Source organism: Rhizobium oryzihabitans, assembly GCF_010669145.1.
Taxonomy (GTDB): Bacteria; Pseudomonadota; Alphaproteobacteria; order Rhizobiales; family Rhizobiaceae; genus Agrobacterium; species Agrobacterium oryzihabitans.
In genome coordinates this window covers 2,091,228-2,107,558 of the sequence record NZ_CP048632.1, presented here as the reverse complement: position 1 = coordinate 2,107,558, position 16,331 = coordinate 2,091,228, and the positions used below count along the sequence as shown (strand labels likewise).

The following is a 16,331-nucleotide window of genomic DNA, read 5'->3' as shown; positions in this document are numbered from 1 at the left end:
GGGCAACGACGTCCACCCCATAACCCTCTAAAATCGTTTTCACTGGACCGGCGCACTACCGCGAATCTTGTACATGCTTGATCAGTGCTCGCATCTTTGGTGCCATGTTGCGACGCTGGGGAAAGTACACGAAAAAGCCGGGAAAGGGCGGCAGGAAGTCTTCGAGCAGGGGGACGAGTTTCCCGTTTTCCACAAATGGCAGAAAGGTTTCCTCCAACGCAAAGGTGATCCCGCCCCCGGCAAGTGCGGCGCGCAGCATCAGACGCAGATCATTGGTGGTAATCTGTGGCTCGACAGCCACGTCGAAGGGCACGCCGTTCTCCTCGAACTCCCAGCGGTAGGGCGCGACGTTCGGTGCCGGGCGCCAGCCGATGCACCGATGATGGACCAGATCACGTGGATGCGCCGGTGCGCCGTGGGCAGCGAGATATGCGGGGGATGCGACGACCATTTCCCTTTGTTCGCGAGTGAGGGGGATCGCGATCATGTCCTGCTCGATCACCTCGCCCAGCCTGATGCCTGCATCGTAACCGGCGGCAACGATGTCGAACTCTTCGTCCGTGACAGTGACGTCGATGGTCACGCCGGGATAGGCCGCTGCGAACGAAGCGATGAACGGACCTGACAAAAACGTCTCTGCGATTGAGGTTGCTGCAATCCTGAGGAGACCACGTGGTGCGTTTTCCGTCGCTATATCCTCAAGCGCCGTGCCGAGATCGCAGAGCGGTCGCGATACGGCTTCAAAAAGCTGCTCGCCCGCTTCCGTCAAGCGCACGGAACGCGTGGTGCGCATCACCAATGCCGTTCCCAAAGCATCCTCAAGCCGTCGCATCCCCTGGCTGACGGCCGACCGCGTCACACCGAGACGATCAGCGGCAGCGCGGAAATTGTGCTCCTCCGCGACAGCGAGGAAGAGCGGCAGGAGATTGAGGTCGATCTTCATTGTCAAGCCTGGCTAACCATCCAGTAAAGCAGTCGATAGCTACCGGAACCGTCGGTAATCGTCCATCTTCTTTGCAGGAAAAACGGCATGAAAGATCATCGTCGCCGGCGCCCCCATCGAAACGCTGCCGGTTGAGCCGACGAGGGGCGGTCCACTGCGCCACCGACGCGCCGCTGAAAGTGGTCACCACGAAATCACCACCCGGCCGAGCGCATCGGGCAATTGATGCCCGGCCGAGAAGCCGATCCGCAGCAACCTTAACAGAACGGAGTCATCCCATGAGTTTTGTGTCACTTGCCGAAAGCACCATAACGGGTGCGCGCAGTCTGATGATTGCCCTTGCCCTGACGGCTATCACTGTACCGGCACAGGCCAGCACCACCACGGCACCAGCCGCGGAAACCCAAACCCGAAACGAAGCCGCCGTTCGCGACGCCTTTGATGGATGGGCGGCCGGACGCGGCAATGTCTTCGATCTGTTGGCACCCAACGTCCGCTGGACGATCCATGGTTCCGGCCCGGTCGCCGACACCTACAACGGAGTCGAGGATTTCCTGCAACGGGGCTCCGTCCCCCTTGTCAGCCGTCTAGCAGGCCCGCTGAAACCGCAAGTGCATCATATTTGGGCCGTCGGGGACAGGGTCATCATTCGCTTCGACGCCTCGGCCACCACGACGTCGGGAGCACCCTATCGCAACCAGTTTGTCTGGATATTTCGGATGGAGGGCGGCTCGGTCGTTGAGGCCGAGGCCTTCCTGGACCTCGTCGCCTATCAGCAGGTCGTCGACAACAACGAGCCGCGCCAGCCCTAAGCCGTCATGGCCCACCGAGGACGGCCGTAACGGCGGTCGTCCTCTTAACTGTCACCACCAACATATGAAACGAGGAGTTCGACCATGCGCAGCTTTGCAGCCCTTATCGCAGCAACGCTTCTGGCCCAACCCGCGATAGCCGAGGAAAAAGAATTGCAGGCCAACCACCCCTATGTCGGCCTCTGGGTCACTGAGGACAACCGTATCCGACACGAGCTTCTCCCCAATGGCCGCTACGTCGAAGCGCGTGGGACACGCGAGCGCGCCTATGAAGGACGCTACGAAGTTACTGGCACGCACATCGAATATTGGGACGACACCGGCTTTACCGCGGATGGCGATTTCATCGGCGACGTCCTGCATCACGCCGGCATGATCTTATATCGTCAATGAGGAGAGGCGGCACGCCTCTGGCGTGACGAGGGTTCGGTCCATTGTCTCGCGGCTGGCGTGAAATGGCGGGCCGCGACCGATAGTGATGATCACTACGCTTACGCTATAGCCCTACAAAATGACGCCTGAAAGTGGTTTGAGCGTAAGCGCTGTTCCGGCGGCACCTTTCGCGCGTGGTCGTGAGCGACGATGTTCGGAGCCTTTGAGGGCTTCGACACATGACGATTTCAGAGTTTACGCTTAAATCCAGCGATCCTGAGCCCGCGCGGCGGTTCGAGGTTTTCACGGGTTCCGGCCGGAGGCGCGAATGGTTGCCGGAGGAGAAGGCTCGGATCGTGGCGGAAAGCTACGATGCCGGCGAGACCGTGAGCGCAGTGGCCCGGCGATATGCATTGTCCCCGCAGCAGTTGTTCGCCTGGCGTCGGGCCGCGCGTCAGCCATTGGCGGGAGCGCCGGCACCGGAGCCATTGTTTGTTCCGGCGGTGATTGCGGCGCCGGAGCCTGAACCGTCGGGGAAGCGCGCGAGATCGACGCGGAAGCGGAAGGCCGCGCCAGACGCCGGCGTGATCGAGCTGGAGATCGACGGCGTTGCGATGCGGGTCGGCCGTGGCGCCGACGCCAGGACGGTTGCGACGGTGATCCGTGCGTTGAAGGCAACGTCGTGATCGGGCCGACTGGCGCCGTCAAGGTCATGGTGGCGACAAAGCCGGTGGACTTCCGCAAAGGCGCGGAGGGGCTGGCCGCGCTGGTGCGCGAGACGATGGGCGCCGATCCGTTCAGCGGTGCGGTCTATGTCTTCCGTGCCAAGCGCACGGACCGGATCAAGCTGATCTTCTGGGACGGCACCGGCGTCTGCCTCTATGCGAACGATCTGCATTCATACTGCATCTCTCTTTCGCACTCAGTTGAAGGTTTTGGCTTGGCTGGCATTTTCCTTATGAGCGGCGAGGCGATCGACGAGCTGGTTCCATCGACTGGATTGCTTTTGCGGTAAATCTGTCTTCGGAAGCTCGTACAGGTAGTAGTGTCCGTTGTAGGCATGGCTGGTGACGAGGCCATGTTCAGCCCATCTGGCGAGGGTATGCTCATGGATATTGAGGTGTGCAGCCGCCTCCTTCTTTGTCAACATCCCACGATCCCGGAGCCGGTCATAGCGTGATCTCAGCTTGTATTCGCGAACAAGATAGGTGACGCGTTTGGTTGTGAAGCGGGCGTTGCGCTGGTCACGGCGCGTCACCGAGCCCGGACGGTATCCCTGATTGTTGAGAATGTCGGCGATCTCGGAAAAAATATGATCGTCGAGGAGCTTATCGATCAGTGCAATGATGTCGGGGTTCGTCTTGACCTGCTGGCTGGGCGATTTTGGGCTGATGGTGACGAGTGTCTGGGTTTTGCCGCCTTTGAAGCGAATATGAGCCTTGGTTGTGCCTCTCTTCGGTAGTTTGAGGAGGGTGACGTCCTCAATGATGTGGGCAAGCAAGCGCTTTCGTTCGCGGTTCGGGGTCTCTGGGTTGGTCCAGAGTTTTTTGAAGTCCGCCGTCATTGCGACCAACCGCTCGTAGACGGCCTTATCGAGGATGAATTGATCGTGCTCCCAGCCGCGCTCGCGCTCTTCGCGGGCATTAGCCAAGATGCGGAGCTTCTCGTTCCATTCGCCTTCGAGCGTGTCGGCGACGAGGCGGTTATTGGGATCGACGAGCATGAAACGGCGCTGGGCGAGATCGGCTTCCGTTTGCGCGCGCTCGATTGCGCGACAGCGCAGCCGGTCCGCCTCTTCATGTCGCGCTTCGATCTCTTTGCGGACTTCAATCGCCAGTTCGATGGCTGCCGGCGTCATCTGCTCGGCGATCAGCATGCCGATGGCTTCGTCAACAGGAGGTGCAGCGATCGCCTGGCAGAGGGGTTCACCGCGATTGGTACGGGCGCGATCACAAACGTACCAGGCTTCCTGCCGACCGCGTCGGGCAGCGTAGCGCATGTGAAAATGCCTGCCGCATTGCCCACACACGGCGCGCCCCTGCAGCAGCGCCGGGCCTTCCCGCGGAGGTGATGCGACCGCCGCGTTCCATTTATGGCAGATGTTCGACTTCAGAATCCTCAGGTTCTCCTGATGTTGCTCCCAACTGATGTAGCCGGGATGGGCATCTGGAATGCATGCTGTCCAATCGTCACTACCTTGTTTGCGCACGAGCTTTTTGCCATCGATGGTTCGTCGATAGCGACGGCGGCCATAGGCATAGGCTCCGGCGTAACGTGGATTGTGCAGCACGCGCATCGCCGTCGAAGGCGTCAGTGGCCGGAAAACCGTCTGGCTGTCGTGCAAGCGAGAGGGAAAGAGAATGCCTTCCTGCCGAAAGGCCTTGACGGTCTGGGAGGCGGATCCGACGCGAGAGAACGTCTCGAAGAAATGGGCGATCGTCTCTCTGACTTGCATGTCCGGATCAAGCGTTACATTGCCGGAGTGGTCATAGACCAGCCCGGTTGGCAGCGGGCAACGGAACTCGCCACGCCGGGCCTTATTGAGGATGCCGCCGCGCAGCCGCGCCTTGATCACATGCAGTTCGGCCTCACTCATTGTTCCCTTCAAGCCGAGCAGGAGCCGGTCGTTGAAACTTGCCGGGTCATAGACACCGTCCTCGTCGAGGATCAGGGTGTCAGCAAGGGCGCAGATCTCGAGTAGACGCTGCCAGTCGGCATTGTTGCGCGCCAGACGGGAGACCTCCAGGCCCATGACGATCCCGGCATGTCCCATGCCGACATCGCTGACCAGCCGCTGAAATCCCTCACGCCAGACCGCCGATGCGCCGGATTCACCTTGATCGCTATCGATGACGATAATCTGCTCCTCGCGCCAACCAAGGGCGATAGCGCGCCCGCGAAGCGCATATTGCCGCATGGCGCTCTCGGTATTGTCGATGACTTGCCGCATCGAAGATTGGCGGATGTAGAGGTAGGCGCTGCGTTCGAGGTGATGAGGCTGGACTTTGAGATGTACATTCATCGTGATCTCCGATCGTTGATGCTCATGGCGATTGTCGCAAGGACGTGAACGACGGCGCTGTGTCCGCGGTGCAGCGGCCAAGCAATTGACGATGGGTAATTCTGCTCTCGCGGGGTGCTTGCTGTTGCGGTCAGCGTCTGAGCCCATCCCCACATGCCCCGGCGCAAAAAGAGCATCAGGCCACTACGGGCCATAAGTGGCAGCGCTGCGCCGAGAGCAGCCTTGCGCAAGACCTCGTACTGGGACGCGATGGTCGACGGTAGGATCGGGCATGCCGCCGTCGCGGCAAGGTTTACCTGCCGCTTTTTTTTAGAACCCGCTCGATCGATCTGGGATGAAGCTCGATATCGAGTTCCTGGCGGAGCAGCTTGGCAAGTTCCCGGGCGCGAACGGGTTCTCCTGGAGCGAGCTGCGCCCGCAGAAATGCCACGACCTTGTCGTCGATCTTGTGGGGACCGCGGGGCCCCGGCTTTGTCGGCACTAGTCCGGCAATCCCGGCCATATCGAAGTTCACCTTGGCCTGGTAGTAGGTCGGCCTGGAAACACCGTACTCGTCGGAGGCCTCCGTCACCGACACCTTGTCGATGGAGACGCGCCGCAGCATCTCGTATTTGACCTGCACGGCGTCGTGCGGATCGAAGAACTCGCTGCCCCGGAACTTTGGATCGCGCACCTTCTCGGGGGTGGGATTGAACGTGCCCTCTTCGATGAGGACATCCGTCTTTGTGCGCTTGCTGTCGTACTTCGCAGACATCGATGGCTCCGAGGACATGAAGCGGCGTTATCGTAATGCTAATTATGACGCATTTTACTGCCTCGTCAAGGCAACCCTCATGATTTAGCATTAGATAAGCCCTGTAATTGCGGGATAAATTCCACGAAAATAAGACCCATGCGGCATAATCAGCTTTACAGATGCGGCATATTTATCTTTACAGCTCTGCCCATCATCGTGTTCTGGAAAGGCGCTCTACCAGGGCGGCCAATTCCATTAAGTCGGCGACCCGCAAGAGCGACCGTCCGTTACCCATGACAACTTCAGGATCTGGGCTCATAAGGTCAGTCCATTGCGGGGGAACGGACCAAACGGTGGCATCCTCGGTCTGCAACAGCAAACGTTTGCCCTGCGAGTTAGCTCGCTCGCCGACGCAAGGAAGCTGTTGTCCAAAAAGGGGATGAAACGGGTGCATGACCCGCACTAACTGCTGACCTGCGCTGGTCGGGGCTGCATTCTCAGATGAGGTACAAGCGGCTGGAGGATGGCGAGTTCCGCTGGCCGAAGGTGCAGGACGGGATCATGCGGCTGACCGCCGCGCAGCTGTCGGCGCTGCTCGAAGGTCTCGACTGGCGACGGGTCCATGAAGCCCGCCCGACGCGCGTTCCGGCGCAGGCGGGTTGATCCGCGACCAAGTGAATCAGCCCGGATTCCACGGTCGCCCGGTGCCGGCGAATATGGTCTGATCCGCTCATGGCGATGACGGCGGACCAGCTTCCCGACGATCCGGATGCGCTGAAGGCGATGGTCCTGGCGCGCGACGTCGAGAATGCGCGGCTGATCCAGATCATCAGGGAACTGCAGCGTCACCGCTTCGGCCGGCGCGCCGAGACGCTGCCGGAAGACCAGTTGCTGCTGGGCCTCGAAGAGGCCGAGCAGATCGAGGCCGCCGGCGAGGAAGAGGCCGAACGTGTCGACCCGCGCGAACGCAATGAGCGCGCCACAAAGCGGCGAGCCAACCGTGGCGCGCTGCCGGCGCATCTGCCTCGCATCGAAACGATCGTCGACATCGACAATCACGTCTGTCCGTGCTGTCGCAATGGCCTGCACCGGATCGGCGAGGATGTGAGCGAGCGGCTCGACATCGTTCCGGCGCAGCTGCGCGTGATCGTGGTGCGCCGGCCCAAATACGCCTGCCGCGCCTGCGACGATGTGGTCGTTCAGGCTCCGGCTCCCGGCCGGCTGATCGAAGGCGGCCTGCCGACCGATGCGACCGTCGCCCAGGTGCTGGTCTCCAAATACGCCGATCACCTGCCGCTCTATCGCCAGGCGCAGATCTACGCCCGGCAGGGCATCAATCTCGACCGCTCGACGCTCGCCGACTGGGTCGGCCGCGCCGCCTGGCACCTGCGTCCGGTGCACGAGCGACTGCTGGCGAAGTTGAAGGCTTCGCCAAAACTGTTCGCCGACGAGACGACGGCGCCGGTGCTCGATCCCGGCCGTGGCAAGACCAGGACCGGGCAACTCTGGGCCTATGCCCGCGATGATCGGCCGTGGCAAGGAGCCGACCCGCCGGGCGTCGCCTATGTCTATGCGCCGGACCGAAAGGCCGAACGTCCGATCACTCATCTGGCGGGCTTTACTGGCATCCTGCAGGTCGACGGCTATGGTGGCTATCGCGTGCTCGCCGACAAGAGCGGTGCCACGCTCGCCTTCTGCTGGGCACATGTGCGCCGCCGCTTCTACGAACTTGCCGCAGCCGGTCCCGCGCCGATCGCCAGCGAGGCGCTCCGGCGGATCGCGGAGCTCTACAGAATCGAAGATGACATTCGTGGACGATCGGCGGAGCAGCGTCGTGCCGTGCGCCAGGAAAAGAGCCTCCCGATCGTCGCCGATCTCGTACCCTGGCTGCGCGAGAAGCTCGAGCTGATCAGCCAGAAGACAAAGCTCGCCGAGGCGATCCGCTACACGCTCTCGCGCCGGGATGGCCTCTCGCGCTTCCTCGACGACGGTCGCATCGAGATCGACAGCAACACCGTCGAACGCTCGATCCGCCCGATCGCGCTGAACCGCAAGAATGCACTCTTCGCTGGATCGGATGGCGGCGCCGAGCACTGGGCCGTCGTCGCTTCGCTGATCGAAACCTGCAAGCTCAACGGCGTCGAGCCGCTCGGCTACCTCGCCGACGTGCTCACCAGGATCGTCAACGGCCACCCCAACAGCCAGATCGACGATCTCCTCCCCTGGGCCTACATTCAGGCTCCCGAGTTCAGGGCCGTGGCCTGACAACAGCGCTTACGAATAAGAACCGTACCGAGGGTTAGCAATCGATCAGGCGGACGGTTGAGGTCGCTAGAGAATCGTAGTCATCGCCCGGATAGTCCGGTTGACTATAGTAGCTCACGCAGCGTTCCGTTTCGGCAGCCTCGTCGGAAAGGCAGACCTGGTATCCATCCTCGTCAAGATAGAGACTCACGCATACCTCTCCCCGACCGCCATCCGGCGTGATGCAAAAAAATTCCAACGGCTCTTCCTCGAATTCGCTGCCGTCCATTCCGGCAAGTGCCAGTTCAAACGGACCAGCACCAGCCAGAAACAACGTCAATAAAAGCAGCGTCCATCGCACGCGGTGAGACGACATGGGCAGTCTCCTTTACCAACGGAAATGCCCTGCGCCGCTTCGCGTGCCGCCATTCGGACCGACGGCGCGATAGCCGCCGACACAACCATAGGGACCGCATCTACGGGCGCCCTGGACACTACCCCCATTGGGGCCGATGATTGTGCCAGCGCCAGCACAGCCGCGGGGACCGCATCCACGGGCTCCGGAGGCGGTGCCGCCATAGGGGCCTGTTACCGTGCCGGAGCAGCCGTTTGGTCCGCAGCTGCGAGCCGCCTGGCCGTAATAGGCGGGGCCGCGATAGTACCAGGGATAGCTGGCGTAGTGGTTGTCCCAATAGGCCTTGTTGAAGGCAACAACGGCGACCCCGACACTTGCGGCAACGGCCGGCGACAGGACGACCGGGGCACCATTGTAGACCACCTGAACATAGCGTGCCGACACCCAGCCCCGGTAGCTGCCGAAACCGATATCGCACCAGGTGTAGCCCGGCAGACAGCCATGGGTGACGATGCGTGCGCCGACCGGAACGACGACAACGACAGGATATCCCGTCGAGGGTCCGGCCCTTAGATTGACGTTGCCGGTGGCAACTGCAACGGTCGCCGCCGCAGCCATGGATGCCATGGCAAATACCATGACGATCGCGATGCATAATCTCTTGATCATATCCCTATCCCTTATGATCCGACATTCCCCAAGTGGCCTGCCGCTTGACTTCAAGATCGCCTGATTTTGCTCGCTGGGCAAGCGTTTTTCGCCCCGAGCGGTGTCTGTCGTCGCGCAAACGGCCGAAGTCGGGTGGATCAAGCCTCGAACCCGCAGCATTCTGGCCCGGCAGAGCCGCTTTTCCGCGCGGCAGACGGACCTGTCCTGCCGCTTTCGTTCAGCTTGGGCATGGATCGTGGTCATGCGCATGACGGAGGCGTTCGAAGACGGCGGATGGCGGCAAGGACGGCCCGCACCATCGGGCCGGTGACGGCGACCTCGGCCAACTGGAAGGTAATGGCGCGGGCGTGGCGGACGACGCGGGCGCCGATCTTGATCAGCTTGAGTTGCAGGCTGGTCAACGACCAGTCCGCCATGGCCTCGGGCAGTTCGATGCAGCGCAGGAAGGTTGCCAGGTTGTAGGCCAGCGCGTGCAGTTGCAGCCGCACCTCGTTGTGCCGGAACTTCCGGCATGACAGCCGCGTCCAGCGAAAGGCATATTTGCCTTCCTTGATGTGCTGCTCTGCGGTGCCGCGCTGGTTGTAGAACCTCACCACCCAGTCTGGCTCCATCGGCAGGTTGGTGACGATGAAGCCGACTTTGGGGAACAGCTCGCCCGGATGCCATTCGATCTTGGCGATGACGCGGCGCGGCTTGTCCCAGGACGCCGCCTGATACTCGAAGTCCTCGAAGAACCGTTTGACCTTGGTCAGCGAAGGCCGTCCCACGGGCCGTGTCAGCCGATGCGCGATCTTCTCGCGCAAGACGGCGTTGGCGGGCAGACGGATGGCGTAGAAGAACCTGGCTTCTTCCAGCCGCATATAGATCGCGGGGATCGCGTAGGCAGCGTCGGCCCGGAAGAAGCGTCCACCAAGGTCGCGGCCAGCATATCGGGCAATGACGGGATCAAGGACATCCCGCCAGCCATCGGCGCTGTGGACATTGCCGTTACGCAGGGCGCAGCGCTCCAGCATGCCAAACTGGTTGAACAAGAAGATGGGGTGATAGCAGGTGCAGTCGAAATGCCCGTTCCAGGCAGCACCTTCCTGATCGCCGTGGGTGGGGCTGACCGAGCTGTCCATGTCCAGCACGATGTATTTCAACCCGTTGCGGTCATGAAACCGGTCGATCCATTGGCCGTTCAGATCGGCCAGCGCCGCCCGGTTCGCGGCCAGAGCCAGCGTCTCGGTCTCGAACCGTCCCATCTGCGATGCCGAAGCAGCTTGCGCCTCGACGGCCCTGCCGCCAACGACCTGACGCATCACGGGATCGAGGGCCAAGCGGTCGGCATCGTTCACATCCTCGTATCCGGCCAGTCGTCCGAACACCGATTGCCGGAACAATCCGTCAAGCCGATGGAGCGTGTTCTTCCCGGTGCGGCTGTCTCGCAGCGCCTCCGACGCCAGATTGGACAGGCCGAGCACGTCATCAAGCTCGCGCATCACCAGCAGGCCACCGTCTGAACTGATCTGCGCACCACGGAACTCCAGACGCACACGGCGGTCGAAATCAACCCGATCTCCCCGCGCCAAGCCCGCACCCTCCAGGTGATCCATGAAACGCGCCCCTCGCAGCCGTCAACGCCATGATTTATATGCGAAATATCACGATTACGACAGCGAAATCAGCGACTTACTTGGAGAATGTGGGATGATGGACCGCGACTGCGGAGCCTTCCAACCGCGAGGCTAGGCCCCGAACATCGCTCGCCCATCTCGCGGACGTAGAAATTTGTAGCTTTTTGTTGCATGGCCGGACTCAGAGAACCTGCAGGCGGTCCGGCCCCGCTCGTTCGCCGACGACGCGACCATCGGTCAGCTCGATCGTCCGGTCAAAGAGATCGAGCGACCGGGGATCATGTGTCACAACCACGATCCCGGCTCCCCTCGTGTCGGCAATCTGACGGAAGAGTTCGATCACCTGACGCCCGCGAACACCGTCGAGCGCTGCGGTCGGCTCGTCCGCCAGGATGAGGGTGGGATCGTTGGCGAGAGCGCGGGCAATCGCCACGCGTTGCTGTTCGCCGCCGGAAAGCCGCGATGGGCGATTGCCGATGCGATGTCCGAGACCGAGCCCTGCCAGCAGCCGCTCGGCGTGGCGGCGGGCATCGCGGGCAGGCACGTCATCGATTTCCATTGCCAGCGCCACATTTTCCGAAGCCGTCAGGAAGGGAATGAGGTTGGCCTTTTGAAACACGAAACCGATATTACGTCGTCGGAAGTCGCGCAGCCTGTCGAGCTCTTCTCCTGCCTTCGAAACGAGGGCGCCGCGAATTCTCACCTCGCCTTCGGTTGGCGGCTCCAGCAGGCCGGCGATCAGAAGCAGCGTGCTTTTTCCCGATCCGCTCGGTCCGAGGATCGCAACCAGCTCGCCGGCATTGATATCCAGCGAGACCCCGTCGAGCGCCTTGACGATGCTGTCGCCGCTGCGGTAATGCCGGGTGGCATCGCGCACCGACAGGATCGGCTCGGCCGTCACGACAGCACCTCCTGCGCCCTGACTTTCAGCGCCCTCCAGATCCCGAGCAGGCTCGCAAAGGCGCAAACGGCTCCTACGGCGAGCGCAAGACCCGCGAAATCCCATGGATCGATGACAACCCTTCGCGGAAAGAACGGGAAAACCAGTTTCGACATCGCCAATCCGAGAACAAGCGCACCAGCGCCGATCAGGAAGGACTGCTGGGCGATCATCGCGACGATGACGCTGTTTCGCGCACCGATGAGCTTCAGCATGGCGATCTGATGAAGCTTTTCCATCGTCAGCATATAGATGATGAGGGAGATGACGATCGCCATCACCACCAGCAGGACGCCGGTAAAAGCCAGAATCTGCAGTCTGAGGCGCCAGAGGCGCTGGTTCAGCAAAAGGTCCCGCTGGTCCGCACGCGACAGGATGTTGGCATCGCCCCATGCAAGGACATCGGCTCGGACCCGATCCTCGTTCGCCCCCTTGTCGAGGCTGACGAGAACGGCGGCGATCTTGCTGTCCTGCGGCACGGAACTTTCGGAGGCATCCGCAGCTCCCGTCCTGCCCGCCGCGTTGCGCGCCAGCAAGACCTCTTCGCTGGTGCGCCGCTTTGCGATCGCCATCGCGTCGTTGACGGTAACGAACATCAGTCCATCGCCGCTGGCGTCGACCATGCCGCGCGTCAGACCGACGATCAGGTAGTCATCCTGACCCAGGCGCACCCGGTCCTCCAGCGAGAGCCCGATACTTTCGTCGGCGATCGCCTCGAAGTGCCCGGCAGTCAGATACCGTCCTCGCTGCAGCTCAACCCACTCTCCTCGATCCTTTGGAAAATCGAGGCCGGTGATGGAGGCGCGCAAATCACGTCCTTCGAAGCTGAATTGCTGACTGATCTGAACAAAGCGCCGGACCACAGATACGCCGGCGATACCCTCGACGCGCCGGTCCATGTTTGCTGAAACGGCAGAGCTTTCGGAGAAGGGCCCGGCCCGGCCCCTTGGACCACCCAGAGATCCGCGCCGATCTTATCCACCACGAGAAGCGCATCTCCGACGATACCCCGGTAAAGACCGACCATTCCGGTCGAGGCCATGATCAGGAAGCCGACGCCTGCCGTCGTGAGCAGAAAGCGCAGGAAATTGTATTTGACGTCCTTGAAGGCAAGATTCATCGCCTTGTTCCACCTTCGGCTATCTTCATGCCGTAATAGGCATCGCGCGGCTCGCTCAGAATGACATCGTCCGGTTGAAGTCCATGCACGACCTCCACGAACGGCCCGCCGGTGTCTCCGAGCGTCACCACGATCCAGTAGGCCCGACCGCTCTCGATGATCCAGACGCCCGATTTTCCCTGTCGCCTTTCGATCGCGCCGACCGGCACGGCAAGGACACCTTTCCTGGTGCCGACTTCGATCGTCGTCATCGCACGCTGACCCAAGGCCCAGTTTGGCGGCAGTGTTCCAGGGTGCATATCGACGGAAAATTCGCGCGTTTCGGTGTCGACTTGCCGGCTGACGCGCAGCACGGTCGCCGTCACCGAATGTCCCTTGCCGGCGCCGTTGAACCGGATGACGGCCTTTTGGTCTGGCGAAAGGCGGTAAATCGCGCTCTCGTCGAAGCGCGCCGACAGGATGACCGAAGCCGGATCAACGAGCCGGACAATCTCGGCGCCGGGTGTGATCGTGTCGCCGACATAGTGATCGCGTGAGACGACAACGCCGTCGAAGGGTGCGCGAATGGTTCCTTCAGCGAGTTTAACCCCCTGGGCCTCCGCAGTCGCGGCGGCCGAGGTTTCCTGAGCCTTGGCCTGCTCTATCGCCGCCCGTGACCGCTTGAGATCGGCTTCGGCCTGCCGGAGCGTGGCCACCGCGGTATCATAGGATTCCTGGCTTGCGATGGTTTTTTCGAGTAGCCTTTTCTTGCGATCGAAATTCTGCTGGGCATTGGCGAGTACCGCTTCGGCGTGCTCACGGTCGGCGTTGGCCAGATCGACGGCCTTGCGGGCGGCGTCGACCGAGGCCAGCGATGCGCCAAGCTCACTCTTCAGATCGTCGGTGACGATCTCGGCAATGACATCCCCCTGGCTGACCTGGTCGTTGCGATCGACCCGCATCGTCGCGATCACCCCTGCAGTCGGGAGCTGACCGCGCTTATGCGCGTCGCGTCCAGCGTGCCGGGGCCGGTCAATTCGATAGTCAGGTCGACAGGTTTCACGGTGAATTGGTCGACGGCGTGCGAGACCAGATAGCGGTTGCCCAGCCATACGACGCAAAGGACCGCGAGCGCCATGGTGACGGCGCTAACACGTCTGAACCGCCCGCCGGGGCGCGAGGGCGGCCGGGAACCGATGACCTTGGCATCATTGGAAGCGAAACCGTCCGGCGGGGCGCCGGCATTTCTGCCGGCGTCCTTGTCCTTGGCCGTTCGCTTGTGCCGAGCGCGCGCATCTTCAACCGTCTGATCCATGAGCCGTCACTTCGGAAGAGCCTCAGCGAGCGCGGCCTGGCAGCTCGGCGTGAGGTTCGCCCGATTTGCCTGAAGGCAAGCGGCAATCCGGCCGCCACCCGGCTGAATGCCCTGGCAATACTGCTTGAGATCAGCCTTGCAAGCCTGGACGACTTTCCTCGCCAGCGCCTGCATTTCGGGGGTCATCTGGCTTTGAGCCATAGCGGCTGCGGGCGCTGCGCAAGCAGCGGCGAGCAGCGCAATGCTCAGCCAACGGGTCGGGGTCAGGCGATTGATGGCACTCATAATATTTCCTTCCATTGATCTGTCTGTTGGGGAGCATCAGCCTTCGCTCGCCCGGTTGTGGGCGATTTAGGTTTGGCTGCCGACGCCTTTTTGCGCGTGACGGGGCCGAAGAGAACGGCGATTTTTTGCTTGAGCGTGGAAGCTGCGCGCACATCTCGTATCATTGCGCTCCATTCGGAAAACGCGATGCGCAGCGGATGATGCGATGCCGAGCCGCCACGCAGACCGTAGGTCAGCGGCTTGCCGTCCGGCGCTTCGGCAAAGGTGCCGAACAGCCGGTCGAAGACGATCAGTATGCCGCCGAAGTTCCTGTCGAGGTACTCGGCGTCCGAAGCATGGTGCACCCGATGATGGGAAGGCGTGTTGAATATCCATTCGAACGAGCCGAAGCCGGGTGAGAGCTCGGTATGAAGGAAGAACTGATAGGCAAGGTTTGCCGCGAGCGTCGCGACGATGGCGAACGGATGAAAGCCAAGAAAGGCCAGCGGCAATACAAAGGGACGAAGGACTGCATGGCCGAGCCTCGATATCGCGCGAGATGATCATGAAATTGCAAGCCGGCGGCTTCCTGGGGTTCGGCGTGCCGCCGGCTCGTCACGGTGCGGACTGGCTATGGTCGACTACCAGTTGACGCTCCCCTGACGGGTGACGGTATTGCCGTTCGGGCCTGTCGTGGCCGCCGATCCGCTGCAGGAGCCACCCTCCTGGCAGGTTACCGTTCGTGACCGGGAATAGGTCTGGCCGTCCGGACCGCTTCGGGTCACATCGCGCGAGCAGGAGCCGCCCGAGCAGCCGCCGCTTGCGTGCATCGAGGCTGTGCCGTTGGCGCCGCTCACCGAACGATCGCGGCTCCACGCATTTGCGTCAGCGGCTGCCGTCAATGCAAATGTGCCGGCCAGAACCGCGGCGGTGATGGTCTTCATCATGATCTTGTCCTCTCTGTCATCAGACTTTGCAGGAATGAGACTTTGCAGGAATGCCGAAAGCCGGGTGCATTCGACATACGGACAAGATTCGACGCTTTCGGTATCACGCCGATAAACAGCCTGTGTCGAGATGTTCGGTTTTGTTGCTGACGTGTAGAGAATTGTAGCAGCGGCCTCCGCATTCTTGATCGCACTCTGGTTTCGGTTCATTTTCCGGCCATGGAAGACTTGGTACGCACAATCCTCGTCGTGGACGATGATCCGGAGATAAGGCGACTCGTCGCAGCCTTGCTGTCACGCGAAGGCTTCGACGTCCGAACCGCCGAAAACGGCCTGGAACTGGACGATGTTCTGCGCAGGGTTCGGCCGGATCTGATCATCCTCGACCTGATGCTGCCGGGAGAGGACGGGCTTTCGATCTGTCGTCGCATGCGCTCCGAGGGCGCTTTTCCCATACTGATGCTGACCGCCAAGAACGACGAAATGGATCGGGTGGTGGGACTGGAGGTCGGTGCCGACGACTATGTTTCGAAACCGTTCGGACCGCGCGAACTCCTTGCGCGCGTGCGCGCCCTTCTTCGCCGCAGCCAGTCCCAGCCTCTCCAGGCCGCGAGCCGGCGGTACGGTTTCGATCGCTTCATCATCGATCTCGATGCTCGCCAATTGACTGACGAGGACGGCGAACCGGCAACACTGACGAGCGCGGAATTCGACCTTCTGACGTGCTTCGTGCTGCGCCCTCGCCGCGTTCTCTCTCGCGATCAGATTCTCGACTGGACGCATGGCCGCAATGCCGATCCGCTCGACCGGACGGTCGACATCCTGGTGTCGCGGCTGCGCAAGAAACTGGAGAGTCTCAGCCCCGGCAACACCCTGATCAGTACGGTCCGCAACGGCGGCTATCTGCTGACGGTGCCGGTGCGGCAGGTACTATGATGTTCCGTCTTGGGCTGTCCGCTCGGATCCTCGGCGTAGGCGTAACGTTCCTTTTGACCGC

Annotated in this window: 22 protein-coding genes; 7 read left to right on the top strand and 15 right to left on the bottom strand. The window is 61.7% G+C overall.

The window, feature by feature from the left end; genetic code table 11:
- Window positions 1–55 precede the first annotated feature (55 nt).
- Entirely contained in the window at window positions 56–943 is an 888-nt protein-coding gene (locus tag G3A56_RS11025) for a LysR family transcriptional regulator (RefSeq protein WP_003493036.1), read from the bottom strand.
- Between the two features lie 278 nt (window positions 944–1,221).
- Here G3A56_RS11025 and G3A56_RS11020 point away from each other — a divergent pair, with 278 nt between their 5' ends.
- The 4 genes from G3A56_RS11020 (at window position 1,222) to tnpB (G3A56_RS29330) (ending at window position 3,142) form a co-directional block, all read left to right on the top strand.
- The gene (locus tag G3A56_RS11020) at window positions 1,222–1,755 is read left to right on the top strand and encodes a nuclear transport factor 2 family protein (protein WP_035241375.1); all 534 of its coding nucleotides are present in this window, start codon (window positions 1,222–1,224) and stop codon (window positions 1,753–1,755) included.
- 84 nt (window positions 1,756–1,839) lie between these two features.
- Window positions 1,840–2,148, top strand: a complete 309-nt coding sequence (locus tag G3A56_RS11015) for an Atu4866 domain-containing protein (RefSeq protein WP_003493042.1) — start codon at window positions 1,840–1,842, stop codon at window positions 2,146–2,148.
- A gap of 218 nt (window positions 2,149–2,366) precedes the next feature.
- Window positions 2,367–2,813: an IS66-like element accessory protein TnpA gene (gene tnpA, locus G3A56_RS11010; protein WP_050746558.1), complete on the top strand. Its 447-nt coding sequence runs from the start codon at window positions 2,367–2,369 to the stop codon at window positions 2,811–2,813.
- Window positions 2,814–2,839: 26 nt separating this feature from the next.
- Window positions 2,840–3,142: an IS66 family insertion sequence element accessory protein TnpB gene (gene tnpB / locus G3A56_RS29330; RefSeq protein ID WP_279481382.1), complete on the top strand. Its 303-nt coding sequence runs from the start codon at window positions 2,840–2,842 to the stop codon at window positions 3,140–3,142.
- Here tnpB (G3A56_RS29330) and G3A56_RS11000 read toward each other — a convergent pair.
- From G3A56_RS11000 to G3A56_RS29605, 3 genes are all read right to left on the bottom strand, one after another.
- Complete coding sequence (locus tag G3A56_RS11000; protein WP_050747113.1) at window positions 3,050–5,149, bottom strand: recombinase family protein; 2,100 nt, start codon at window positions 5,147–5,149, stop codon at window positions 3,050–3,052. The two genes, tnpB (G3A56_RS29330) and G3A56_RS11000, sit on opposite strands and share 93 nt — an antisense overlap.
- Before the next feature lie 292 nt (window positions 5,150–5,441).
- Window positions 5,442–5,903, bottom strand: a complete 462-nt coding sequence (locus G3A56_RS10995) for a helix-turn-helix domain-containing protein (protein ID WP_050747112.1) — start codon at window positions 5,901–5,903, stop codon at window positions 5,442–5,444.
- Between the two features lie 193 nt (window positions 5,904–6,096).
- Window positions 6,097–6,339, bottom strand: a complete 243-nt coding sequence (locus G3A56_RS29605; RefSeq protein ID WP_164056374.1) for a DUF5372 family protein — start codon at window positions 6,337–6,339, stop codon at window positions 6,097–6,099.
- A gap of 20 nt (window positions 6,340–6,359) precedes the next feature.
- On the opposite strand from G3A56_RS29605, the gene tnpB (G3A56_RS10985) reads away from it, so the two are divergent.
- Together tnpB (G3A56_RS10985) and tnpC are read left to right on the top strand one after the other, a co-directional pair.
- Window positions 6,360–6,548 (top strand): transposase, encoded by a 189-nt coding sequence (tnpB, locus tag G3A56_RS10985; protein WP_256364416.1) that lies wholly within the window; start codon window positions 6,360–6,362, stop codon window positions 6,546–6,548.
- A gap of 69 nt (window positions 6,549–6,617) precedes the next feature.
- Window positions 6,618–8,150, top strand: a complete 1,533-nt coding sequence (gene tnpC, locus G3A56_RS10980) for an IS66 family transposase (RefSeq protein WP_050742833.1) — start codon at window positions 6,618–6,620, stop codon at window positions 8,148–8,150.
- A 34-nt stretch (window positions 8,151–8,184) separates the two neighbouring features.
- On the opposite strand, the gene G3A56_RS10975 is transcribed toward tnpC, so the two are convergent.
- The 11 genes from G3A56_RS10975 to G3A56_RS10935 all read right to left on the bottom strand — a co-directional run bounded on the left by G3A56_RS10975 (window position 8,185) and on the right by G3A56_RS10935 (window position 15,334).
- Window positions 8,185–8,505, bottom strand: coding sequence for a hypothetical protein (locus G3A56_RS10975; protein WP_050742834.1), 321 nt, complete (start codon window positions 8,503–8,505; stop codon window positions 8,185–8,187).
- A 12-nt stretch (window positions 8,506–8,517) separates the two neighbouring features.
- Window positions 8,518–9,153, bottom strand: a complete 636-nt coding sequence (locus G3A56_RS10970) for an SH3 domain-containing protein (protein ID WP_078706666.1) — start codon at window positions 9,151–9,153, stop codon at window positions 8,518–8,520.
- Between the two features lie 239 nt (window positions 9,154–9,392).
- Window positions 9,393–10,748 (bottom strand): IS1380-like element ISPme1 family transposase, encoded by a 1,356-nt coding sequence (locus tag G3A56_RS10965; RefSeq protein WP_012112698.1) that lies wholly within the window; start codon window positions 10,746–10,748, stop codon window positions 9,393–9,395.
- 202 nt (window positions 10,749–10,950) lie between these two features.
- Window positions 10,951–11,670, bottom strand: coding sequence for an ABC transporter ATP-binding protein (locus tag G3A56_RS10960; RefSeq protein ID WP_050742835.1), 720 nt, complete (start codon window positions 11,668–11,670; stop codon window positions 10,951–10,953).
- The gene (locus G3A56_RS10955; protein ID WP_246230988.1) at window positions 11,667–12,518 is read right to left on the bottom strand and encodes an ABC transporter permease; all 852 of its coding nucleotides are present in this window, start codon (window positions 12,516–12,518) and stop codon (window positions 11,667–11,669) included. The genes G3A56_RS10960 and G3A56_RS10955 overlap by 4 nt, the downstream gene beginning before the upstream one ends.
- On the bottom strand, window positions 12,440–12,829 hold the full coding sequence (locus G3A56_RS28895; RefSeq protein WP_246230986.1) for a hypothetical protein: 390 nt from the start codon (window positions 12,827–12,829) through the stop codon (window positions 12,440–12,442). The genes G3A56_RS10955 and G3A56_RS28895 overlap by 79 nt, the downstream gene beginning before the upstream one ends.
- Entirely contained in the window at window positions 12,826–13,770 is a 945-nt protein-coding gene (locus G3A56_RS10950; RefSeq protein ID WP_246230984.1) for an efflux RND transporter periplasmic adaptor subunit, read from the bottom strand. The genes G3A56_RS28895 and G3A56_RS10950 overlap by 4 nt, the downstream gene beginning before the upstream one ends.
- Before the next feature lie 8 nt (window positions 13,771–13,778).
- Window positions 13,779–14,123: a hypothetical protein gene (locus G3A56_RS28890; RefSeq protein ID WP_246230982.1), complete on the bottom strand. Its 345-nt coding sequence runs from the start codon at window positions 14,121–14,123 to the stop codon at window positions 13,779–13,781.
- Window positions 14,124–14,129: 6 nt separating this feature from the next.
- On the bottom strand, window positions 14,130–14,408 hold the full coding sequence (locus tag G3A56_RS10945) for a cysteine rich repeat-containing protein (protein WP_245290093.1): 279 nt from the start codon (window positions 14,406–14,408) through the stop codon (window positions 14,130–14,132).
- Complete coding sequence (locus G3A56_RS10940) at window positions 14,405–14,899, bottom strand: sterol desaturase family protein (protein ID WP_245290094.1); 495 nt, start codon at window positions 14,897–14,899, stop codon at window positions 14,405–14,407. The genes G3A56_RS10945 and G3A56_RS10940 overlap by 4 nt, the downstream gene beginning before the upstream one ends.
- Before the next feature lie 129 nt (window positions 14,900–15,028).
- Window positions 15,029–15,334 carry a hypothetical protein gene (locus G3A56_RS10935; protein WP_050742839.1) on the bottom strand — a complete coding sequence of 102 codons (306 nt, stop codon included), beginning with the start codon at window positions 15,332–15,334 and terminating at the stop codon, window positions 15,029–15,031.
- 219 nt (window positions 15,335–15,553) lie between these two features.
- Between G3A56_RS10935 and G3A56_RS10930 the strand changes: the two genes are divergently transcribed.
- Window positions 15,554–16,270, top strand: coding sequence for a response regulator (locus tag G3A56_RS10930; protein ID WP_050742840.1), 717 nt, complete (start codon window positions 15,554–15,556; stop codon window positions 16,268–16,270).
- The last annotated feature ends 61 nt before the right edge of the window (window positions 16,271–16,331 follow it).